Raw genomic sequence first — 23,475 nt, forward strand, 5'->3', positions numbered from 1 at the left:
TCGCACATGAGCATGCTCGCTCGATTGCGTCAGATTGTGCAGGAAGTAGGCAGTGAGTCCGATCTTGAGTCGGTACTCTCCCTTACTGTGCGTCGCATTCGTGAGACAATGTCGACTGAAGTGTGCTCCATCTACCTAACCGATACGCAAACGAATCGTTATGTGCTTCGTGCCACCGAGGGTTTGAATCAGGACGCGGTGGGTAAGGTCTCTCTATCGTCGACTGAGGGTATCGTGGGTTTAGTCGGTTCTCGTGCAGAACCGATCAACCTTGAAGATGCCTTCACTCACCCTTCGTTTGTCTATCTACAATCGACCGGTGAGGAACGCTTCCACGCCTTCCTTGGTGTGCCGATTATCCATCAGCGTAAAGTGCACGGTGTGTTGGTTGTTCAGCAGCGGGAAGTTCGACGCTTTGATGAGTCTGAAGAGGCTTTCATGGTTACTCTGTCGGCTCAGCTCGCTGGCGTGATTGCCCATGCCGAGGCCACCGGCTCCATTCTTGATGTTTTTGCTGCCGCTAAACAGGATGATGAGCCTGTCACGGCGAAGCGTTTTGTCGGTATCGCTGGCGCACCCGGTGTCGCTATCGGTAATGTCTATGTGGCAACGCTCTCTGCAGATCTACGCAGTGTGCCTGACAAGCCGGCCAATGATATCCAGGCAGAGCTGCAAGATTTCGAACACGCCCTGGTTCAAGTGCGGGAAGATATTCAGAAGGTCTCTGACTCTCTAGCGACGCGCCTTAGAACAGAGGAGCAGGCGCTCTTCGAAGTCTACCTCCGTATGCTGGATGACAATGCCATTCCAAGTGAAGTGCGAACTAAGATTGAGGCAGGAAACTGGGCTCAGGGTGCGCTTCGGGAAGTTATTCAAGCTCATGTTAGGCAGTTCTCCGATATGGAGGACCCCTACTTGCGCGAGCGGGCAACTGACATTCGTGACTTAGGTCGTCGTCTGCTCTCGGCAATGCAACAAGAGGGGGCTGAACGGGTTCCTGATTTCCCAGATAACACGGTTTTGATTGCCGATGACCTTTCGCCGGCTATGCTCGGTTTGGTGCCTGAAGATAAGTTGGTCGGTATGGTGTCTGTGACCGGCTCTGGCTCCTCACATGCCGCCATATTGGCTCGTTCAATGGGTATTCCAACGCTGATGGGTGTGGTTGAGCTGCCCTATACCAAGCTTGATGGTCGTCAGGTTATTGTCGATGGCTACTCAGGCAGGATCTACGTTGACCCGACAGATGATCTGTTAGAAGCCTACAGCTCTATTCTCAAAGAGGAGCGAGCGATTGAGGCTAACCTGGATCAACTTCGCGACCTTCCCGCTGAGACACAAGATGGTTTCAATCAGACGTTATGGGTTAATACCGGTCTGACGGCAGATGTGGAGCGTGCGGTTAAACGCGGTGCTGAAGGTATCGGACTCTATCGTACAGAAATTCCGTTTATGATTAGGGATACTTTTCCTTCTGAACTAGAGCAAGCGGACAGTTACCGTCGTCAACTGGAAGCCTTTGCCCCCAAACCTGTAACCATGCGCACCCTAGATATTGGTGGTGATAAGGCGTTGCCCTATTTCCCAATTGAGGAAGAGAACCCATTCCTTGGTTGGCGAGGCATTCGTGTCACCTTAGATCATCCCGAGATCTTCCTTGTTCAGGTGCGTGCTATGTTGCGGGCATCTGAGGGGCTCAATAACTTAAGGATCATGCTGCCAATGATCAGCAGTGTTCAAGAGGTGGAAGCGGCGCTGGAGCAGATTAATCAGGCGTTCAACGAGTTGTTGGAGGAGGGGTTGGATCTTCAGAAGCCTGAGATTGGCGTCATGATTGAAGTGCCCGCTGCGGTCTATCAAATTGGCCGTTTTGCGCCTTTGATCGATTTTGTCTCAGTCGGTTCTAATGATTTGACTCAGTATCTGCTCGCAGTTGATCGCAATAATCCGCGTGTTGCTGATCTCTACACCACCTATCACCCATCGGTGTTGCAGGCACTGCAGTTGATTGCTAATGAGGCGCACAAATACCAGAAACAGGTCTCTATCTGTGGTGAGATGGCGGCCGATCCCGGCGGTGCGTTGCTGTTGATGGCGATGGGTTATGACGTGCTTTCAATGAACTCGACCAACTTACCTAAAGTTAAGTTGGCGATTCGCAGTGTTGAATATAAAGATGCAGCGTTGCTTTTAGGGCAGGTGATGAAAATGGATGAGTCTTCAGATATTCACCTATTGCTTCGTGAAACGCTTCAAAACGCGGGTCTGACACAGTTGACGCGTCCCGTTCTTCCAGGAAACGATTAGATGATAGAGACATTAATTACCTACCTAGTTCTAGGTTCGGTGGCTGGCGTTGTGGCTGGGCTCTTTGGTATTGGTGGCGGTCTTTTGATCGTCCCCGTTCTTATCTTTAGCTTTACGGCTCAGGCGATGCCAGAGGTCGTTGTGACCCACGCTGCAGTAGCGACTTCACTTGCAACCATTGTGGTTACCTCGATCAGTTCGGTACTGGCGCATAATAAACGCGGTGCGGTTCGCTTTGATCAGTTTAAGCCGCTCGCTGTCGGTGTTGCCGTTGGTGCTATGGTCGGTGTTTGGATCGCTGATCAGTTAACTGGTGATAATCTTCAAATCATCTTTGGAATTTTTGCCTGTATGGTCGCAGTGCAGATGGCTTTCGATTTGAAGCCGCGTCAAGGTAATAGCACGCCTGAAAACTTAGAGTTGGGTGTTGCGGGGTCAGTCATTGGTGGAGCCTCCTCTATTTTCGGTATCGGCGGTGGTACCTTGACGGTGCCCTACTTGACCGCTCGAGGCAGTGACATGCGTGAAGCGGTCGGTACTTCAGCCGCAGTTGGTTTGCCCATCGCGCTGTTCAGTGCACTGGCTTATATCTGGGCCGGCCAAGATGCCGCAGGTATGCCAGCTTATAGTGTTGGCTACATCTATCTGCCAGCCTTTGTGGGCATTGCGATTGCCAGTTCACAGTTTGCTCGAGTCGGTGCGAAATTGGCGCACTCTCTGCCACAAAAACACCTGAAAAAGATCTTTGCCATCTTCTTAATGGTCATTGGTGTTCGTTTCTTGCTGATTAACTTGATGGGGCTGGCGTGATCTGGACTCATGATATTGACCCAGTTGCGGTCGGCTTTGGTGCTATACAGATTCATTGGTACGGCATCATGTACCTGCTCGCATTCGGTTCGGCCTATTGGTTGGGTACTGTTCAAGCAAAGCGAACCGGTCTATGGAGCGAAAAGCAGCTTTCTGATCTGATTTTTTATGGTGCTCTAGGTGTCATTCTTGGTGGCCGAGTCGGTTATGTCCTTTTCTACCACTTTGACTACTTCTTAGAAAATCCGCTCTGGTTATTCCATGTTTGGGAGGGCGGGATGTCCTTCCATGGTGGCCTGTTAGGGGTGGTTGCAGTCATTCTCTGGTTCTCTAAAAGTCAGGGTAAATCACTGTTTGAGATCGGTGATTTTGTCGCCCCGCTCGTGCCTTTAGGTTTGGCTGCTGGCAGGATGGGTAACTTCATCGGTGGTGAGTTGTGGGGGCGTGCCACTGATCAGGCCTGGGGTGTGATCTTTCCACGTGCCAGCGACCTGTTAGCTAGACACCCTTCGCAGCTTTATGAAGCGCTGCTCGAAGGTATTGTTCTGTTCTCAATTGTCTGGATCTACTCAATGAAACCGCGCAAGTTGGGGTCGGTTTCAGGGCTCTTTTTGTTAGGTTACGGCCTTGCTCGTAGTGCTGTAGAGTTCTTCAGGGAGCCGGATGCGCATCTTGGCTTTATTGGGTTTGATGTTTTAACAATGGGTCAGTTACTCTCTCTACCCATGATTTTGATTGGGCTTTATCTGCTTATGCGCCCAGTTGCGTCGAAAAATTAATCTAAGGTTATTGGATGAAACAGTATTTAGAGTTGTGCCAACGCATCATTGATGAAGGCGTCTGGGTGGGTAATGAGCGCACCGGTAAGCGTTGTTTAACAGTGATTGATGCCAATCTTGAATATGATGTCGCTGGCAATCAGTTCCCGCTCGTCACAACGCGCAAGAGTTTTTACAAAGCGGCCATTGCTGAGCTTTTGGGTTACCTACGTGGATACGATAGTGCGGCTCAGTTTCGTGATATTGGCTGTAATACGTGGAATGCTAACGCAAACGAGAATGGTGCTTGGTTGAATAATCCTGCTCGTAAAGGTGAGGATGACATGGGGCGTGTTTACGGAGTGCAGGGTCGTCAGTGGATGGCGTCCGATGGCAGCGTCACCGATCAGCTTAAGAAGATTGTTGATAACCTCTCTAAAGGGATCGATGATCGCGGCGAAATCCTGACCTTCTACAACCCGGGTGAGTTTCATCTTGGTTGTCTGCGTCCTTGTATGCATACCCACACCTTTTCGCTATTGGGTGATCAGCTCTTTTTAACATCCTATCAGCGCAGTTGTGATGTGCCGCTGGGCCTCAATTTTAATCAGGTTCAGGTCTATGTGTTGTTGGCGTTGATGGCCCAGATAACCGGTCATAAACCAGGTAAGGCGTATCATAAGATCGTCAATGCGCACATCTATGAAGATCAGTTGGAGTTGATGCGTGACGTGCAGCTTAAGCGCGAACCTTTCCCTAGCCCGCAGTTAAAGATCAATCCCGATATTAAATCGCTTGAGGATATCGAAACCTGGGTGACAACGGATGACTTTGAAGTGGTTGGCTATCAGTACCATGACGCCATTCAATACCCATTTTCTGTATAAGTAGGAGAGGTTATGAGATTAGCTTTAATCGTCGCTCAGGGTTTAAATCGCGTTATTGGTAATGACAATAAACTGCCTTGGTACCTACCTGAAGATCTGCGTTATTTCAAAGAGGTGACCATGGGTAAGCCCATTATTATGGGTCGCAAAACCTTTGAGTCGATTGGCAAGCCTCTGCCAGGTCGTTTGAATATCGTCATTACACGAGATTCGAATTGGAGTGCTGAAGGTGTCAAAATCGTGGCAAGCCTAGAAGAGGCTATCGAGGTCGGTGAGGCACAGGCTATGATCGATGGGGTAGAGGAGGCTGTCATTATTGGTGGTGCTCAGATCTATGCACAATCGCTACCTCTTGTTGATCGTCTCTACCTGACACAGGTTGAGGCTGAACCCGAGGGTGATGCTCATTTTCCTGAAATTGACTACGGCCAGTGGCAAGAGTTGGGTCGTCAATCTTTTCCTGCCGGCGACCAGCCGAACCGCTACCCCTACGCATTCATCGTCTACGACCGCAGCGAGGCCTAACCGTGCAACGACTGTTATCGCTGCTGGCAGATGGCCAGTATCGCAGTGGTAACAGTCTGGCTGCGATTCTGGACATATCCTCATCCGCACTTCGAAAAGAGTTAGATAAACTCAGTGCTCTGGGAATCGCTATTCAATCATCGAGAGGGCGGGGTTATCGCATCAATGGCGGTCTAGATCTGCTTGATGAACAGTTTATCGCAAATGAGTTGTCCTCTCTTAACTATGACCGCATCGACGTTTTAGATTCGGTCGACTCGACCAATCGTGTTGCGCAAACCCATATGTCTGATGGCTGTCGCAAAGTGTTAGTGGCAGCTGAGTATCAGGGGCAGGGTCGAGGTAGACGCGGACGTCAGTGGGTGAGCCCTTTTGCGGCCAATTTGTATCTTTCACTGGGCTGCCAATTTAAAGGGGGCGCGGCAGCACTCCAAGGTCTAAGTTTGGCGGTTGGGTTGGCTGTTCAGCAGGCATTGAGTTCGCTTGCTGTGACAGGGGTGCAGTTGAAGTGGCCGAATGATCTCCTATTAGAGAAGCGTAAGCTGGGTGGGGTATTGATCGAGCTGGCCGGCGATCTGACGGGTGAGTGTTCTGCTGTGATTGGTGTTGGGATCAATGTGAAGATGCCGGACAGTGTCAATTCGAGCATTGACCAAGAGTGGTCGGATTTGGGCAACTACATGTCAGGTACGCTAACTCGTTCTCAGCTTTTGATTGAGATTGTCCGATCATTAACTCAACTGTTAAATGAGTTTGAAACAAAAGGTTTCTCGGCATACGCTCAGCAGTGGCATGCGGTCCATGCATTCCAAGATTATCCTGTTAGGCTCTTAATGGGTCACGCTGAAGTGGAGGGTATTTGCCGAGGTGTGGATGCGCAGGGTGAGGTGCTAGTGGAGGTTGAGGGTAAGCTAAACCGTTACTCTGCTGGTGAGATTAGTTTACGAGGAGTTAACAGTGCGTCTTGAACTGGATATAGGCAACAGTCGAGTTAAGTGGCGCCTGGTATCAGATCGGGTTGAACGCGAGGGTGTGACCAGACTGGTTGATCCTCAATGGCCTGATGCATCGGTGGATGCTCTTTGGATTAGCTCAGTTGCGGCGTCAGAGGTTAATGAAAGGCTCTCCTCGGAACTGGAACAGCGCTATGGCTGTACTCCAGAGTTTGCTCGTGTTTCGAAAGAGTGCGCGGGTGTGCGCTGTGGATATGAGGAGGTCTCGCGATTAGGTGTCGACCGTTGGTTGGTTTTGTTGGCTGCTTTTCAGAGAGGGAAGGGAGTGCCCGCGATACTGGTTGATGCCGGCAGTGCGGTGACCATCGATCTATTGACGGCAAATGGGCAGCATACAGGTGGATTTATCACCCCAGGTTACCAAATGCTGCAGAGTGCGCTGCTGGGGCAAACGGCAAACATCCGTTTTGAGCAAGAGGCTAGTGCTCAACCCTTTGGTGGAGTCGATACTGCTAGCTGTGTTTCATCAGGTGCGGAGTTAGTATTTGCCGGTCTGGCTCACTCTATTTTGGCTCTAAGAGCAGATTTCAATGAGCAGGCGAGTGTTCTGTTAACCGGTGGTGATGCTCTTAAGCTTTTTGAATATATTAAGTCAGAACCTAGGGTTGAGTGTCTGCCAAACCTGGTGTTAGATGGATTGAGTTTGGCGGAGAGGGTGACACTTTAATGTTACGTTGGTTGGTGTTGTTAGTGCTTTTAGGGAATGCGCTGCTGTTTTTGTGGTACGCGCAAGAGTACCGATTTGCAGACACCGTCAGGCAGCCAGACATCAGGCCTGCCGCGCTTCGACTTCCCAATGAACTTGATGCAAGCGAGCAGTTAGTATTGCGTCCAAGGGAGTGTGGTTATTTTCAGCCTTTAGAGAGTGACTATGAGGCAGAGAGGTTGCTTATTCAGCTTGAAGGCTATGGAGTAGATCTCGCTTACGAAAAGATTCCTCCTGTTGCGCAAGGTTGGAAAGTTGAATTGCCCCTGCCAGCAGATGCCGATCGTCGTGTTGCCTTGCTCGATCAGCTGGCGTCACTGGGTTGGGTTCCCGAGAGTCGCGATGGTGCACTAGTGATGGGCGTCTATCCTGATGATGCTGCCGTCGATAAGTTGCGAAAGCAGTTCCCAGATGATTTACAGAGCAAGTTGCGTAAAAAGGTTAACACCATTCAAAGTGATGCTTTTCGTGTGACTGTAAGCTACCTACAAGGGTTTGAATTTGATCAAGAATTGATCGAAATGGTCGCGACACAGTGGCCTGGCGCTCAATTTGAAAAAAAACCCTGCGAAGGGGTTGCAACGCTGAAACCTGATCAGTAAGATACGCCCCACTTCATTGCTGAGCCGGTATAGCTCAGTTGGTAGAGCAACTGACTTGTAATCAGTAGGTCCCGAGTTCGACTCTTGGTGCCGGCACCATTTCAGCAATAAGTACTGGTGGGATTCCCGAGTGGCCAAAGGGATCGGATTGTAAATCCGACGCGAAAGCTTCGATGGTTCGAATCCATCTCCCACCACCATTTCGATAGCTCCTTCGGCGGGTATGGTATAGTGGCTATTACCTCAGCCTTCCAAGCTGAAGAGGCGGGTTCGATTCCCGCTACCCGCTCCAATCGACGATATTCGCTCATGTAGCTCAGGGGTAGAGCACACCCTTGGTAAGGGTGAGGTCGGCGGTTCAAATCCGCCCATGAGCTCCATGACATATGTAAGGTAGATTAATTGTCTGCCTTTTTTTACGTCTTGGAGTAGGTGTCAGAGCGTTTTGAAGTGGGTTTTCAATACCGCATAGGCTGCTGAATTTCTTGGTTTTATCAGTTGAAACTGAGATTTTAGGCGGGTATAATGCGCGTCCCTTGTTGTATAGGGTAGTGGCTCAATTGGCAGAGCAGCGGTCTCCAAAACCGCAGGTTGGGGGTTCGAGTCCCTCCTACCCTGCCACCTTTTGCAGGTGGTTTATATGCAGCAAATCTAGCTTAAGTGTTTGATTAGTAGAGGTTCTGGTGAACTCAAAAGTTTCTGACGACGTGTCTAAATTTGACAGCCTGAAGTGGCTTGTTGTTATTGCGATCGTTGCTGTTGGTGTGGTCGGTAACTCCGTCTACGCTAACGAGTCACTGCTCTATCGTGTGCTTGCGTTAATTGCGCTCGCAATTGTAGCTGGCTTTGTTGCACTTCAAACGGCAAAAGGTAAAGCGTTCTTCCGTCTATTCAAAGAGGCGAAGAATGAGATTCGCAAAGTGGTATGGCCAACTCGTCAAGAGACGTTGCAGACGACCTTGATCGTTGTTGTGGCTGTATTGATTGTTGGTCTTTTGCTTTGGGGTCTGGACTCGCTACTCGGCTGGGTAGTGTCTGGCTTTATTGGTTAAGAGGTTTCTATGAGTTCAGAAAAGATGCGCTGGTACGTTGTTCACGCTTACTCTGGTTATGAGAAGCGTGTTCAGGCTGGTCTGCTAGAAGCGATCGAGCGTCACGGTATGGAAGATCTGTTTGGCGATATCCTTGTGCCAACAGAAGAGGTTGTAGAGATCCGTGATGGTAAGAAGCGTAAGTCTGAGCGCAAGTTCTACCCAGGTTATGTGCTCGTTAACATGGTGATGAACGACGAAACTTGGCACATGGTTAAGAGTACGCCACGTGTTCTAGGTTTCATAGGTGGTACGGCAGATAAGCCTGCACCAATTACTCAGCGTGAAGCTGATGAGATTCTACGTCGTGTAGAGAGTGGTGTTGATAAGCCACGTCCTAAGACGATGTTTGAAGCGGGTGAGATGGTGCGTGTTAATGATGGCCCATTCGCTGACTTCAATGGTGTTGTTGAAGAGGTTGATTACGAGAAGTCACGTCTGAAAGTGGCTGTATTGATCTTCGGTCGCTCAACACCGGTTGAACTTGAGTTCCGTCAGGTCGAAAAAGTTTAACGAAGGTTTTTAACGAACTGAGTGGCTGAAAGGCTGCTCGGTTTTTGTTGTGTAAAGGGGAGCCGAGAGGCGCTTGTACCCAAAGGAGTAGCTCAATGGCTAAGAAGATAGAAGCCTACATTAAGTTGCAGGTTAAAGCAGGTCAGGCGAACCCAAGTCCGCCAGTAGGTCCTGCGCTAGGTCAACACGGTGTGAACATCATGGAGTTCTGTAAAGCGTTCAACGCACAGACTCAATCGATGGAACCTGGTATGCCAATTCCAGTGGTTATCACTGTATACGCTGATCGTAGCTTTACGTTCATCACTAAGACTCCACCAGCTTCAATCCTATTGAAGAAAGCGGTTGGTCTTAAATCTGGTTCATCTCGTCCAAACACTGAGAAAGTGGGTACTGTTACTCGCGCTCAGCTTGAAGAGATTGCAACAATTAAAATGGCTGACCTTACTGCTGCGGACATGGATGCAGCGGTACGTACGATTGCAGGTTCTGCACGTCGCATGGGTCTAGTTGTGGAGGGTGATGAGTAATGGCTAAGTTGACTAAACGTCAAAAGGCGATCGCTGAAAAAGTAGAAGCGGGTAAATTGTACGCTGCTGCTGATGCTGCTCAGATTCTTTCAGAAGTTTCTGCTGTTAAATTCGCTGAGTCTGTAGATGTTGCGATCAACCTAGGTGTTGATCCGAAGAAATCTGACCAGGTTGTACGTGGTTCAAGTGTTCTTCCAAACGGTACAGGTAAAGAAGTTCGTGTTGCTGTATTTGCTCAAGGCGAGAATGCTGAGAAAGCAAAAGAAGCGGGCGCGGACGTTGTTGGTTTTGAAGATCTTGCTGAGTCAGTTAAAGCTGGCAACCTAGACTTCGACGTAGTAATTGCAAGCCCAGACGCTATGCGCGTTGTTGGTGCGCTAGGTACAGTGCTTGGTCCACGTGGCCTAATGCCAAACCCTAAGGTTGGTACTGTAACTCCAGATGTTGCTGGTGCAGTTAAGAATGCTAAATCTGGTCAGGTACGTTTCCGTACTGATAAGAACGGCATCATTCACGCGTCAGTTGGTAAAGTAGGCTTCGAGCCAAACCAAATCGCTGAAAACGTAGCGGCTCTACTTGCTGAGCTTAAGAAACTTAAGCCAGCGTCTGCTAAAGGCGTTTACGTTAAGAAAGTAACCCTGTCTACCACTATGGGACCGGGTCTACAGGTGGATGTTGCGTCACTAGACGCTTAATCCTCCAGCAAAGGTATTTGAGGGTCTTCAGACCTGTCTGACAGAGACGAAGACCGTCAAAGACCGCAGGTGATGCTATTGATTCTTCAGTGGCATCTTAATGGGCCAACCAGCCTGCGCAGACGGTGAGATTCCTCGGAATCATTTTAGCCGTACTCATGCCTCGCGTAAGCGGGGTGGTTGGTAAATATGTCGAAAGACAACCAGGAGTAAATTGTGGCAATAGGACTTGAACAGAAAAAAGCGATCGTCGCTGAGGTTCAGGAAGCTGCTGGCTCTGCATTGTCTGCTGTCGTTGCGGATTCCCGCGGCGTTGAAGTAGGCGATATGACTGCACTGCGTAAGCAGGCACGTGAAGCGGGTGTATGGCTTAAAGTCGTACGTAACACGCTAGCACGTCGTGCAGTAGAGGGCACAGCTTATGAATGTCTAGCGGACTCGTTCGTAGGTCCAACTATCATTGCTTTCTCTCAAGAGCACCCAGGCGCTGGCGCCCGTATCTTGAAAGACTTTGCAAAAGGCAATGACAAGTTTGAGCTGAAAACAGCTGCCTTCGAAGGCGAGATCGTTGATATCGCAATGCTAGCAAGCCTACCGACATACGACGAAGCACTAGCGAAGCTAATGAGCTGCATGAAAGAAGCAGCTGCTGGCAAGCTCGTACGTGCTATCGATGCGGTACGCGTTCAGAAAGAAGAGCAAGCAGCTTAATTGGCTGGTTGCTAAGTAACCGATTTAATAAAGGAATTAATCATGTCTCTGTCTAAAGACGATATCCTAAATGCAATTGCTGAAATGTCAGTAATGGACGTTGTTGAACTAGTTTCTGCAATGGAAGAAAAATTCGGCGTATCTGCTGCAGCTGCAGTAGTTGCTGGTCCTGCTGGCGATGCTGGCGGTGCTGCAGAAGAGAAGACTGACTTCGACGTTGTTCTAGCTTCTGCTGGCGATAAGAAAGTAAACGTAATCAAGGTAGTTCGTGCAGTAACTGGCCTTGGTCTTAAAGAAGCGAAAGAGATGGTTGACGGTGCACCTTCAACTGTTAAAGAAGGCGCTTCTAAAGAAGAAGCTGAGCAGATCAAAGCTGATCTTGAAGCAGCTGGCGCTTCTGTCGAGCTTAAGTAATAACTTGAGCTTGCTGCGCATTAAGCAGCTTTACGCTGCTTAAAAAGCGTATGGCTGGTGGCAAAAATGCCACCGGCCTTTTTCCGTTATTAGTAGATAGACTTTTTAACGGAACGAATTGCTCGATAATTTATCGAGTTTGGTTTCTCAACCTAGATGCACATGCTGGGGAACACTGATGGCTTATTCATACACTGAGAAGAAACGTATCCGAAAGGATTTCAGTAAACTCGGTCAGGTAATGGAACTACCTTACCTGCTCGCGACACAGCTGGATTCATATCGTAAGTTTCTAGAGGCGGGCGCTACTTCTGAAGGTCGCACCGAAGAGGGGCTTCATGCCGCATTCAATTCTGTATTCCCAATCGTTTCTTACTCTGGAAACGCTGCTTTGGAATACGCTGGTTATCGCCTAGGTGAGCCTGTCTTTGACGTAAAAGAGTGTCAGCAGCGTGGTATCACCTACGCAGCGCCACTACGCGTTAAAGTGCGTCTGGTGATCTACGATCGCGATTCGTCTACGAAAGCGGTTAAAGACATTAAAGAGCAAGAAGTTTACATGGGCGAAATGCCGCTCATGACTGAGAATGGTACCTTTGTTGTCAATGGTACTGAGCGCGTAATCGTATCGCAGCTCCACCGTTCACCTGGTGTATTCTTCGATCACGACAAGGGTAAAACACACTCATCGGGCAAATTGCTTTACTCTGCTCGAATCATTCCTTACCGTGGTTCTTGGCTCGACTTCGAGTTTGATCCAAAAGACTCTCTATTTGTTCGTATCGACCGTCGCCGTAAACTGCCTGCGACTATCTTGATGCGCGCGCTTGGTTTCCAAGCAGAAGAGATTCTAGATATCTTCTTTGACACGACTGGCTGGAATCTATCGAAAGATAAGATTCAGATGGATCTTATTCCTGAGCGCCTACGTGGTGAAACAATGAGCTTCGAGATCCTTACACCTAAAGGTGATGTGATTGTTGAAGCGGGTCGCCGTATCACTCCGCGCCACATCCGTCAGATGCAGAAAGAGGGTATGACTCAACTAGAGACTCCTGCAGAGTACCTAGTGGGCAAAGCTCTAGCTAAAGATATCGTTGATCCTGCTACAGGTGAAGTACTGCTTCCTTGTAACACCGAGCTGACTGAAGAGGCGGTAGCTAAGCTTCAAGAAGCTAAGATCGAACGTTTCGAAACGCTTTACACTAACGAATTGGATTGTGGTCCATTCGTTTCTGACACTCTTCGTATTGACCCGACTCGTAACCAGCTAGAAGCATTGGTAGAGATCTACCGCATGATGCGTCCTGGTGAGCCACCAACGAAAGAGTCAGCAGAATCACTATTTGAAAATCTATTCTTCTCTGAAGAGCGCTACGATCTTTCTGCGGTAGGTCGCATGAAGTTCAACCGCCGTCTTGGTCGTGAAGAGGAGACAGGTTCAGGCATTCTGTCTAAAGATGACATCCTAGATGTTATGAAGACACTGATCGAGATCCGTAACGGTAAAGGCGTTGTTGACGATATCGACCACCTTGGTAACCGTCGTATCCGTTCAGTTGGTGAGATGGCTGAGAACCAATTCCGTGTCGGTCTTGTTCGTGTAGAACGTGCTGTACGTGAGCGCCTAAGCATGGCTGAATCAGACAACCTGATGCCTCAGGATCTGATCAACGCTAAGCCAGTTGCTGCTGCCATTAAAGAGTTCTTTGGCTCGTCGCAGCTGTCACAGTTCATGGACCAGAACAACCCGCTTTCCGAAGTAACTCACAAGCGTCGTGTCTCTGCACTAGGCCCAGGTGGTCTAACGCGTGAGCGCGCGGGCTTCGAGGTTCGTGACGTACACCCAACTCACTACGGTCGTGTATGTCCTATCGAGACTCCTGAAGGTCCAAACATCGGTCTGATTAACTCGTTAGCTGTGTTTGCTCGTACAAACAACTACGGCTTTCTAGAGACTCCTTACCGTCGCGTTGTTGATGGTCAGGTAACAGACGACATCGATTACCTATCAGCTATTGAAGAGTCTAACTTCGTTATCGCACAGGCTTCGGCAACGGTGGATGCGAAGAACAAACTGACTGATGAGCTGGTCACTGTTCGTCACCTGAACGAAACAACTGTAATGCCTAAAGAGCGCGTACAATACATGGACGTTTCACCACGTCAGGTTGTGTCGGTTGCGGCAGCTCTTATCCCGTTCCTTGAGCACGATGATGCGAACCGTGCATTGATGGGATCGAACATGCAACGTCAGGCTGTTCCAACACTGAAGGCTGATAAGCCGCTTGTTGGTACCGGTATCGAGCGCAACATTGCTCGTGACTCGGGTGTCTGTGTGGTTGCTAAGCGTGGCGGTGTTATTGAATCTGTTGACGCAAGCCGTGTGGTTGTTCGCGTTAACGATGACGAAATTACTGCTGGCGATGCAGGTGTAGATATCTACAACCTAACTAAGTACGTGCGTTCGAACCAGAACACATGTATCAACCAGCGCGCAATCGTTAACCTAGGTGAGCAGGTATCACGTGGTGATATCCTAGCCGATGGTCCATCGGTTGACCTTGGTGAGCTAGCCCTTGGCCAGAACATGCGTATCGCGTTCATGCCTTGGAACGGTTTCAACTTCGAGGACTCGATCCTAATCTCTGAGCGTGTTGTTCAAGAAGATCGTTTCACTACGATCCACATTCAAGAGCTAACCTGTGTCTCTCGTGACACTAAGCTAGGCTCTGAAGAGATTACTGCGGATATCCCGAATGTTGGTGAATCTGCACTCGCTAAACTAGACGAATCAGGCATCGTGCACATTGGTGCAGAAGTAGGTCCTGGTGACATTCTAGTAGGTAAAGTAACGCCTAAAGGCGAAACTCAATTGACTCCTGAAGAGAAGCTACTGCGTGCGATCTTCGGTGAGAAAGCGTCTGATGTTAAAGACACCTCTCTACGTGTTAAGACAGGTACTGTTGGTAAGGTTATCGACGTTCAGGTCTTCACTCGTGACGGTGTTGAAAAAGATGAGCGTGCAATCGCTATCGAGCAAGCTGAACTTGCAAGCATCCGTAAAGACCTTGATGACGAGTTCCGCATTGTTGAAGTGGCAACCTTCGAACGTCTTGAGCGTACGCTAGTTGGCCTTAAAGCTGACGGTGGTGCTGGTCTTAAGAAGGGTCAAGAGATCACGTCTGAATTCCTTGCTGAACTTAAACACGATGAGTGGTTCAAGATTCGCGTATCTGACAGTGCAGCAGCAGAGATGCTTGAAGCGGCTAAGAAGCAGCTTGAAGAGCGTCGCGAAATGCTGGATAAGCGCTTCGAAGATAAGAAGAGCAAACTTCAGACGGGTGATGATCTAGCGCCTGGCGTACTTAAGATTGTTAAGGTGTACGTAGCAACTAAGCGTCGCGTACAGCCTGGTGACAAGATGGCAGGTCGTCACGGTAACAAGGGTGTTATCTCAGTTATCATGCCTGTCGAAGACATGCCTTACGATGAGAACGGTGAGCCAGTTGATGTGGTTCTAAACCCGCTAGGTGTACCGTCTCGTATGAACGTAGGTCAGATCCTTGAGACTCACATGGGTGCTGCAGCGAAAGGTCTTGGTCGTAAGATCAACACCATGCTGGAAGTTGAGCGTAAGAAGGCTGAAAAAGTTAAGGAAGTTCGTGAATTCCTTGAAGCCGTCTACAACGCACAGCACAGCGGCCTAGAGTGTGCTCGTAAAGAAGATCTTAAGTCATTCAGCGATGACGAGATCTTGGCTCTGGCTGACAACCTCAAAGCGGGTGTTCCACTAGCGACTCCAGTCTTTGATGGTGCTAAAGAATCTGAAATCAAAGCGCTGCTGCGTCTTGCAGACATGAATGATAGTGGACAGGTGGATCTGTTCGATGGTCGCACAGGCGACAAGTTCGACCGTCCAGTGACTGTTGGCTACATGTACATGCTGAAACTTAACCACTTGGTTGATGACAAGATGCACGCACGTTCAACCGGCTCTTACAGCCTTGTTACTCAGCAGCCGCTGGGTGGTAAAGCTCAGTTCGGTGGTCAGCGCTTCGGTGAGATGGAGGTTTGGGCACTGGAAGCGTACGGCGCAGCTTACACGCTTCAAGAGATGCTCACAGTCAAATCCGATGACGTGAATGGTCGTACGAAGATGTATAAGAACATCGTCGATGGCGACCACAGCATGGATCCAGGCATGCCTGAATCATTTAACGTGCTGATCAAAGAGATCCGTTCTCTCGGTATCGATATCGAGCTAGAGAACGAGTAAGGGCCTAATTGAACATCGGGCTGTATGCCAAGTGCTGCAGCCCCCTCCCGTGAGGAGCTATAGATAATGAAAGATTTACTTAATCTGTTGAAGACTCAAAGTCAGAGCGACGAGTTCGATTCGATCCGTATCTCTCTGGCTTCACCAGACATGATTCGTTCATGGTCTTATGGTGAGGTTAAAAAACCTGAGACGATTAACTACCGTACATTCAAACCAGAGCGTGACGGTCTGTTCTGTGCCAAGATTTTCGGTCCTGTAAAGGATTACGAATGTCTATGTGGTAAGTACAAGCGCATGAAGCACCGTGGTGTTATCTGTGAGAAGTGTGGCGTTGAAGTGACAATGACTAAAGTGCGTCGTGAGCGCATGGGTCACATCGAGCTAGCCTCTCCAGTTGCACACATCTGGTTCCTTAAGTCACTACCGTCTCGTATCGGCTTGATGCTAGATATGACCCTTCGTGACATCGAGCGCGTTCTCTACTTCGAATCATTTGTTGTGATCGATGAAGGCATGACGACGCTTCAGCGCGGTCAGCTAATGAACGACGAGCAGTACTTTGAAGCACTGGAAGAGTTCGGTGATGACTTTGACGCTCGTATGGGTGCTGAAGCGATCGGCGAACTTCTAAAGTCAATCGATCTAGAAGCTGAGATCTCAGTTCTTCGTGAAGAGATTCCTGCGACTAACTCAGAAACTAAGCTTAAGAAGATGTCTAAGCGTCTTAAGCTACTTGAAGCGTTCTACAAGTCTGGTAACAACCCAGAGTGGATGATCCTAAAAGTTCTTCCAGTTCTACCACCAGATCTACGTCCACTAGTACCACTGGACGGTGGTCGTTTCGCAACCTCTGATCTTAACGATCTATACCGTCGTGTGATCAACCGTAACAACCGTTTGAAGCGTCTTCTAGACCTTAACGCTCCAGATATCATCGTACGTAACGAAAAACGTATGTTGCAGGAATCTGTCGATGCGTTGCTTGATAACGGTCGTCGTGGTCGTGCCATCACTGGCTCTAACAAGCGTCCTCTGAAGTCGCTTGCTGACATGATCAAAGGTAAGCAGGGTCGTTTCCGTCAGAACCTTCTAGGTAAGCGTGTTGACTACTCTGGTCGTTCTGTAATCGTGGTTGGCCCATCACTGCGTCTTCACCAGTGTGGTCTTCCTAAGAAGATGGCTCTTGAGTTATTCAAGCCATTTATCTTCTCTAAGCTAGAGCTTCGTGGTTACGCAACTACGATTAAAGCCGCTAAGAAGATGGTTGAGCGTGAAGAGCCGCTTGTATGGGATATCCTTGATGAGGTTATCCGTGAGCATCCAGTTCTTCTAAACCGTGCACCGACACTTCACCGTCTTGGTATCCAGGCATTTGAGCCTGTTTTGATCGAAGGTAAAGCGATCCAGCTACACCCACTTGTGTGTGCTGCGTATAACGCCGACTTCGACGGTGACCAGATGGCGGTACACGTACCGTTGACGATCGAAGCGCAGCTTGAAGCTCGTGCTTTGATGATGTCTACCAACAACATTCTTTCGCCATCAAATGGTGAGCCGATCATCGTTCCTTCACAGGACGTGGTATTGGGTCTGTACTACATGACTCGTGAGCGCATCAATGCGCAGGGCGAAGGCATGGCATTCTCTGATATCAAAGAGGTTCAGCGTGCGTATGGTGCTAAACAGGTTCACCTACAGGCTCGCGTGAAGGTTCGTATCAACGAAACGATCCGCGACATCGAAGGTAACGAAGAGTCTCGCACTGCAATCGTTGATACGACAGTGGGTCGTGCAATGCTGTTTGATATCGTTCCAACGGGTCTTCCGTTCGAACTGATCAACCAGGCGATGAAGAAGAAAGCGATCTCGCGTCTTCTTAACGAGGCGTACCGTCGTTGTGGTCTGAAGGATACGGTTATCTTTGCTGACCAGCTAATGTACATGGGCTTCCGTCAAGCAGCGCTTTCAGGTGCATCGATCGGTGTTAACGATTTCGTTATCCCAGATGAGAAAGTGAACATTGTTGCTGAAGCCGACACTGAAGTGAAAGAGATCGAGCGTCAGTTCGCAGACGGTCTTGTTACTCAGGGTGAGAAATACAACAAGGTTGTCGATATCTGGTCTCGTGCAAACGAATTGCTTGCTAAGAAGATGATGGACAACCTGAAGTCTGACACAGTGATCAACGCTGAAGGCGAGCAGGAAGAGCAAGAGTCTTTCAACTCTGTCTACATGATGGCCGACTCAGGCGCACGTGGTAGTGCGGCTCAGATTCGTCAGCTAGCAGGTATGCGTGGTCTGATGGCTAAGCCAGATGGCTCGATCATCGAGACACCGATCACGGCTAACTTCCGTGAAGGACTAAACGTACTTCAGTACTTCATCTCGACTCACGGTGCTCGTAAGGGTCTAGCCGATACGGCACTTAAGACTGCGAACTCGGGTTACCTAACTCGTCGTCTAGTAGACGTTGCTCAGGATGTGGTTATCACAGAGCAAGATTGTGGCACTGAAGAGGGTCTAGTGATCCAGGCGCTAATCGAAGGCGGCGACGTAGTTGTTGGTCTAGGTGAGCGTGTTCTTGGTCGTGTTATTGCACAAGACGTTCTTGATCCACAGGGTAAAGATGTATTGATCCCTGCGGGTACATTGATGGATGAAGCTTGGGTAGCACGTCTAGATAATGACGATACTTACAGCTCGATCGATGAAGTGATCGTTCGTTCTGCTATTACCTGTGAATCACACCACGGTATCTGTTCAAGCTGTTACGGTCGTGACCTAGGTCGCGGTCACAAGGTTAACATCGGTGAAGCTGTCGGCGTTATCGCTGCACAGTCAATCGGTGAGCCGGGTACACAGCTTACCATGCGTACCTTCCACATCGGTGGTGCGGCATCACGAGCAGCTGCTGTCGATAACATCCAGGTTAAGAACGGCGGTGAAATTCGTCTACACAACCTTAAAACCGTTGAGCGTGCAGATGGCAACCTAGTCGCTTCTTCACGATCTGGTGAGATCGGTGTAACCGATGAGCACGGTCGTGAGCGCGAGCGTTACAAAGTACCTTACGGTGCAGTGATCAAAGCGAAAGATGGCGACACTGTCGAAGCAGGCGCAATCATTGCTAACTGGGATCCGCACACTCACCCAATCGTAACCGAGGTTGCGGGTCGCATTCAGTTTGCTGGTCTTGAAGACGGCATCACTGTTAAGCGCCAAGCGGATGAGCTAACAGGTCTAACTACGATCGAAGTATTGGATATCAAAGACCGCCCACAGGCAGGTAAAGATATCCGTCCAATGATCAAGCTTGTTGATGCCAAGGGTGAAGACGTTCTTCACGCTGGTACAGCAATGCCTGCACAGTACATGCTGCCACCTAATGCGATCTTGAACCTTCAAGATGGTGCAGATGTGGGTGTTGGTGACGTCCTAGCACGTCTACCACAAGAGGGTACTGTCAACAAAGATATCACCGGTGGTCTTCCACGCGTAGCGGATCTATTCGAAGCGCGTAAACCAAAAGAAGCGGCTGTGCTTGCTGAGATTTCAGGTACTGTCAGCTTTGGTAAAGAGACCAAAGGTAAGCGTCGTATTGTGATCACTCCAACTGATGGTGCGGATCCAATCGAAGTGATGATTCAGAAGTGGCGCTCGCTTAACGTCTTCGAAGGTGAGACAGTTGAGAAGGGTGAGGTGATCTCAGATGGTCCATCAAGTGCACACGATATCCTGCACGTATTGGGCGTAGAAGAGCTAGCTAAATACATCGTTTCTGAGATCCAAGACGTTTACCGTCTACAGGGTGTAGGCATCAACGACAAGCACATCGAAGTGATTGTGCGTCAGATGCTTCGCAAGGTAGAGATCCTAGATAGCGGTGATTCTGAATTCATTCAGGGTGAACAGGCTGAATTCGTAGATGTGACAATCGCAAACGAAAAATTGGTTGCTGAAGGTAAGCAGCCAGCTAAGTTTGAACGTGTGCTTCTAGGTATTACTAAAGCCTCTCTGGCAACAGAGTCGTTCATCTCTGCAGCGTCGTTCCAGGAGACAACTCGTGTCCTAACGGAAGGTGCAGTAACCGGCAAGAAAGATTACTTGCGCGGTCTGAAAGAGAACGTGGTTGTGGGTCGTCTGATCCCAGCCGGTACTGGTCTTGCATACCACAGCGAACGCAAACGCAAACGTATGCAGGATACAGAATCTAGCGTCACTGTAAGTGCTGAAGAAGTACAAGCAGCTTTGACTGAAGCATTGAACGCTTCAGTGGAAGATTCTGAATAATTTCAGAAGACGTTGACGAGAAGGGGTGGAATTGATTAAAATTTCGCCCCCTGAATGACTAGGGCTTCGGTCCTAGTCTTTTGTTGTTTAACTAAACGTGGAGTTTGCTTAATGGCAACTATCAACCAGCTGGTGCGCAAACCACGTAAACGCGTTGTAGAGAAGTCTGATGTTCGTGCATTAGAAGCTTGTCCTCAACGTCGTGGCGTATGTACCCGCGTTTACACTACTACACCTAAGAAACCGAACTCAGCACTACGTAAAGTTTGTCGTGTTCGTCTTACTAACGGTTTCGAAGTTTCTTCATACATCGGTGGTGAAGGTCACAACCTACAGGAGCACAGTGTTGTTCTTATCCGTGGTGGCCGTGTTAAAGACCTACCTGGTGTACGTTACCACACTGTACGTGGTGCGCTTGACTGTGCGGGCGTTAACGACCGTAAACAGGGCCGCTCTAAGTACGGTGCTAAGCGTCCTAAGTCTTAAGTTCGTCTACTCTCTATGAGAGTCGGCGAAGCTGTTAAGCAGGACCTAGTCCGCGCTGGTAGCTAGACCGAGACGATAAGAGTAAGGGCAGGCTTAATTGCCTGAGTAACCTGAAGACCTTTTAAACGATTTATTGAGGGCTTATCCATGCCAAGAAGACGCGTCGCTGCAAAGCGCGAAATTCTACCGGATCCTAAATTCGGAAACATCACACTGGCTAAATTCATCAACCACTTGATGATTAGCGGTAAAAAATCTGTAGCAGAGAGCATCGTTTACGGCGCTCTAGCGAAAGTTGAAGAGCGTACTAAAGCAGATCCTTTGGAACTGTTTGATAAAGCGTTGGAAACTGTTCAGCCTATGGTCGAAGTTAAGTCTCGCCGCGTTGGTGGTGCAACTTACCAAGTACCTGTTGAAGTTCGTCCATCACGTCGTATGGCGCTTGCAATGCGTTGGCTGGTTGACGCATCGCGTAAGCGTGGCGAAAAAGACATGTCTCTTCGTCTAGCGGGCGAGCTACTAGACGCGGCTGAAGGCCGTGGCGCTGCGGTTAAGAAACGTGAAGACGTTCACCGCATGGCTGACGCTAACAAAGCGTTCGCACACTTCCGCTTCTAAGCGTTTTTATCTGGCGAAATGGTGTTATCATTTCGCCAGCTTTAAATTCGCTTTTTTAAAGCCTTCGTTTATGACGAGGGCTTTTTACGTTTCAGGAGTTTGATCAATGGCTCGTACTACCCCAATTAATCGTTACCGTAACATTGGTATCTGTGCTCACGTAGATGCTGGTAAAACGACAACAACCGAACGCGTTCTGTTCTACACAGGCATGTCACACAAGATCGGTGAAGTGCACGATGGCGCTGCAACCATGGACTGGATGGAGCAAGAGCAGGAGCGTGGTATCACCATTACCTCGGCTGCGACAACCTGTTTCTGGAAAGGGATGAATCAGCAGTTCGATGAGCACCGCGTTAACATCATTGATACTCCTGGGCACGTTGACTTTACCATTGAGGTAGAGCGTTCACTGCGTGTACTGGATGGTGCCGTTGTTGTGCTCTGTGCCTCTTCGGGTGTTCAGCCGCAGACTGAAACGGTATGGCGTCAAGCAAACAAGTACGAAGTACCTCGTATGGTGTTTGTGAACAAGATGGACCGTGCCGGTGCAGATTTCTACATGGTGGTTGATCAGCTTAAACAGCGCCTGGGTGCTGTACCAGTACCTATTAATATTCCGATTGGTGCTGAAGATGAATTCAAAGGCGTCGTTGACCTGATCAGCATGAAAGCGATCATGTGGAACGAAGCCGATCAAGGTATGACCTATGATCTGGAAGAGATTCCAGCTGATCTACAGGACCGTGCCGAAGAGCTTCGTGAAGAGCTGCTAGAAGCGGCGGCCGAAGCCAATGAAGAGTTGATGGATAAGTACCTTGAAGAGGGTGAGCTATCTATTGATGAGATTAAAGCGGGTCTGCGTCAGCGTACTCTGAATAACGAGATTGTTTTGATGCTAGCCGGTTCTGCGTTCAAGAACAAAGGCGTTCAAGCAGTACTCGATGCGGTTATTGAGTACCTACCATCGCCGACTGAGGTCAAAGCGATCGAAGGTACATTGGATGATGCTGCTGAGACCGTTGAAACGCGTGAAGCGGATGACAACGCGCCGTTCGCATCACTGGCATTCAAGATCGCTACCGATCCCTTTGTGGGAACCTTGACCTTCGTTCGTGTCTACTCAGGTGTGTTGGTATCTGGTGACAGCGTTTATAACTCGGTTAAGCAGAAGAAAGAGCGCATCGGTCGTATGGTGCAGATGCACGCTAACAGCCGTGAAGAGATTAAAGAGGTTCGTGCAGGCGACATCGCTGCGATGATCGGTCTTAAAGATGTGACCACAGGTGATACGCTGTGTGATGCTGACAAGAAGATCGTTCTAGAGCGTATGGAGTTCCCTGAGCCAGTGATCTCGGTTGCGGTTGAGCCTAAATCACAAGCGGATCAAGAGAAGATGGGCTTGGCACTGGGCAAATTGGCGCAGGAGGATCCATCCTTCCGTGTTGAGACCGATCAAGAGACAGGCCAGACCATTATTTCGGGTATGGGAGAGCTTCACCTAGACATCATCGTTGACCGTATGAAACGTGAGTTCAAGGTTGAAGCGAACATCGGTAAGCCTCAGGTGGCTTACCGTGAGAAGATCCGCAGCAGTGTTGTTGCAAACCACAAGTTTGCCCGCCAGTCAGGTGGTCGTGGTCAGTATGGTCACGTTGTCGTTGAGTTCTCGCCAAGTGATGACGAAGGGTTGGAGTTCATCAATGAGATCGTCGGTGGTGCGATTCCAAAAGAGTACATTCCTGCGATCGAGAAAGGTATCTCTGAGCAGATGAAGAACGGTGTTCTTGCGGGCTACCCATTGATCGGTCTGAAAGCGCGTCTTTACGACGGCTCTTTCCACGATGTCGACTCTAATGAGATGGCCTTCAAGATCGCCGCATCACAAGCACTTAAAAAGTACGCTATGGAAGCTGATCCTTGTCTTCTAGAGCCGATGATGAAAGTGGAAGTCGTGACACCTGAAGAGTACATGGGTGACGTGATGGGTGACCTTAACCGCCGTCGTGGTCTGGTTCAGGGTATGGAAGATACGACATCAGGCAAGGTGATTCGTGCTGCAGTGCCACTGGGTGAGATGTTCGGTTATGCGACCGATCTTCGTTCAGCATCCCAGGGTCGTGCGACCTACTCAATGGAGTTTGAAAACTACGCAGAAGCGCCGAAAAACATCCTTGATGGCATGTTGAACCGCTACTAATTGATATCAGTGATTAAAAAGCAGAGCCGGTTTACCG

The 23,475-nt window shown here is 49.2% G+C and carries 19 protein-coding genes and 5 tRNA genes; all 24 read left to right on the forward strand.

What is annotated here, in order from left to right:
- Positions 1-12: 12 nt before the first annotated feature.
- On the forward strand, positions 13-2,307 hold the full coding sequence (ptsP, locus tag XMD564_RS05410; RefSeq protein WP_173481816.1) for a phosphoenolpyruvate--protein phosphotransferase: 2,295 nt from the start codon (positions 13-15) through the stop codon (positions 2,305-2,307).
- The gene (locus tag XMD564_RS05415) at positions 2,308-3,117 is read left to right on the forward strand and encodes a sulfite exporter TauE/SafE family protein (protein WP_173488806.1); all 810 of its coding nucleotides are present in this window, start codon (positions 2,308-2,310) and stop codon (positions 3,115-3,117) included. It begins immediately after the preceding gene.
- The gene (gene lgt, locus XMD564_RS05420; RefSeq protein ID WP_173488820.1) at positions 3,117-3,896 is read left to right on the forward strand and encodes a prolipoprotein diacylglyceryl transferase; all 780 of its coding nucleotides are present in this window, start codon (positions 3,117-3,119) and stop codon (positions 3,894-3,896) included. The genes XMD564_RS05415 and lgt overlap by 1 nt, the downstream gene beginning before the upstream one ends.
- Positions 3,897-3,910: 14 nt before the next feature.
- The gene (locus XMD564_RS05425) at positions 3,911-4,762 is read left to right on the forward strand and encodes a thymidylate synthase (RefSeq protein ID WP_173481784.1); all 852 of its coding nucleotides are present in this window, start codon (positions 3,911-3,913) and stop codon (positions 4,760-4,762) included.
- Positions 4,763-4,774: 12 nt separating this feature from the next.
- Entirely contained in the window at positions 4,775-5,287 is a 513-nt protein-coding gene (locus XMD564_RS05430; protein WP_173481785.1) for a dihydrofolate reductase, read from the forward strand.
- Positions 5,288-5,289: 2 nt separating this feature from the next.
- Positions 5,290-6,255: a bifunctional biotin--[acetyl-CoA-carboxylase] ligase/biotin operon repressor BirA gene (gene birA / locus XMD564_RS05435; protein ID WP_173507962.1), complete on the forward strand. Its 966-nt coding sequence runs from the start codon at positions 5,290-5,292 to the stop codon at positions 6,253-6,255.
- Positions 6,245-6,967: a type III pantothenate kinase gene (locus XMD564_RS05440; RefSeq protein WP_173481787.1), complete on the forward strand. Its 723-nt coding sequence runs from the start codon at positions 6,245-6,247 to the stop codon at positions 6,965-6,967. The genes birA and XMD564_RS05440 overlap by 11 nt, the downstream gene beginning before the upstream one ends.
- On the forward strand, positions 6,967-7,608 hold the full coding sequence (locus XMD564_RS05445; protein ID WP_173507963.1) for a hypothetical protein: 642 nt from the start codon (positions 6,967-6,969) through the stop codon (positions 7,606-7,608). Before XMD564_RS05440 ends, XMD564_RS05445 begins: the two co-directional genes overlap by 1 nt.
- A 23-nt stretch (positions 7,609-7,631) precedes the next feature.
- Positions 7,632-7,707: transfer RNA gene (locus XMD564_RS05450), tRNA-Thr, on the forward strand.
- 17 nt (positions 7,708-7,724) lie between these two features.
- Positions 7,725-7,808 (forward strand) — tRNA-Tyr (locus XMD564_RS05455).
- A 17-nt stretch (positions 7,809-7,825) separates the two neighbouring features.
- Positions 7,826-7,900: transfer RNA gene (locus XMD564_RS05460), tRNA-Gly, on the forward strand.
- A gap of 13 nt (positions 7,901-7,913) precedes the next feature.
- Positions 7,914-7,988 (forward strand) — tRNA-Thr (locus tag XMD564_RS05465).
- Positions 7,989-8,153: 165 nt separating this feature from the next.
- A tRNA-Trp gene (locus XMD564_RS05470) sits at positions 8,154-8,229 on the forward strand.
- Between the two features lie 62 nt (positions 8,230-8,291).
- Entirely contained in the window at positions 8,292-8,660 is a 369-nt protein-coding gene (gene secE, locus XMD564_RS05475) for a preprotein translocase subunit SecE (protein ID WP_173507964.1), read from the forward strand.
- A 9-nt stretch (positions 8,661-8,669) separates the two neighbouring features.
- Complete coding sequence (gene nusG, locus XMD564_RS05480) at positions 8,670-9,212, forward strand: transcription termination/antitermination protein NusG (RefSeq protein WP_173481790.1); 543 nt, start codon at positions 8,670-8,672, stop codon at positions 9,210-9,212.
- A 95-nt stretch (positions 9,213-9,307) separates the two neighbouring features.
- Positions 9,308-9,742, forward strand: a complete 435-nt coding sequence (rplK, locus tag XMD564_RS05485) for a 50S ribosomal protein L11 (RefSeq protein ID WP_173481791.1) — start codon at positions 9,308-9,310, stop codon at positions 9,740-9,742.
- Complete coding sequence (gene rplA, locus XMD564_RS05490) at positions 9,742-10,437, forward strand: 50S ribosomal protein L1 (protein ID WP_173481792.1); 696 nt, start codon at positions 9,742-9,744, stop codon at positions 10,435-10,437. The genes rplK and rplA overlap by 1 nt, the downstream gene beginning before the upstream one ends.
- A 216-nt stretch (positions 10,438-10,653) precedes the next feature.
- Positions 10,654-11,148: a 50S ribosomal protein L10 gene (gene rplJ, locus XMD564_RS05495; protein WP_173481793.1), complete on the forward strand. Its 495-nt coding sequence runs from the start codon at positions 10,654-10,656 to the stop codon at positions 11,146-11,148.
- 42 nt (positions 11,149-11,190) lie between these two features.
- The gene (gene rplL, locus XMD564_RS05500) at positions 11,191-11,562 is read left to right on the forward strand and encodes a 50S ribosomal protein L7/L12 (protein WP_173481794.1); all 372 of its coding nucleotides are present in this window, start codon (positions 11,191-11,193) and stop codon (positions 11,560-11,562) included.
- Between the two features lie 178 nt (positions 11,563-11,740).
- On the forward strand, positions 11,741-15,841 hold the full coding sequence (gene rpoB / locus XMD564_RS05505) for a DNA-directed RNA polymerase subunit beta (protein WP_173481795.1): 4,101 nt from the start codon (positions 11,741-11,743) through the stop codon (positions 15,839-15,841).
- 66 nt (positions 15,842-15,907) lie between these two features.
- Entirely contained in the window at positions 15,908-20,134 is a 4,227-nt protein-coding gene (gene rpoC / locus XMD564_RS05510) for a DNA-directed RNA polymerase subunit beta' (protein WP_173481796.1), read from the forward strand.
- 111 nt (positions 20,135-20,245) lie between these two features.
- Positions 20,246-20,620: a 30S ribosomal protein S12 gene (rpsL, locus tag XMD564_RS05515; RefSeq protein ID WP_173481797.1), complete on the forward strand. Its 375-nt coding sequence runs from the start codon at positions 20,246-20,248 to the stop codon at positions 20,618-20,620.
- Positions 20,621-20,767: 147 nt separating this feature from the next.
- Entirely contained in the window at positions 20,768-21,238 is a 471-nt protein-coding gene (gene rpsG, locus XMD564_RS05520) for a 30S ribosomal protein S7 (RefSeq protein ID WP_173481798.1), read from the forward strand.
- A gap of 106 nt (positions 21,239-21,344) precedes the next feature.
- The gene (fusA, locus tag XMD564_RS05525; protein ID WP_173481799.1) at positions 21,345-23,438 is read left to right on the forward strand and encodes an elongation factor G; all 2,094 of its coding nucleotides are present in this window, start codon (positions 21,345-21,347) and stop codon (positions 23,436-23,438) included.
- Positions 23,439-23,475 lie beyond the last annotated feature (37 nt).

The organism is Marinobacterium sp. xm-d-564 (assembly GCF_013283345.1).
In the GTDB taxonomy this organism is placed as follows: domain Bacteria; phylum Pseudomonadota; class Gammaproteobacteria; order Pseudomonadales; family Balneatricaceae; genus Marinobacterium_E.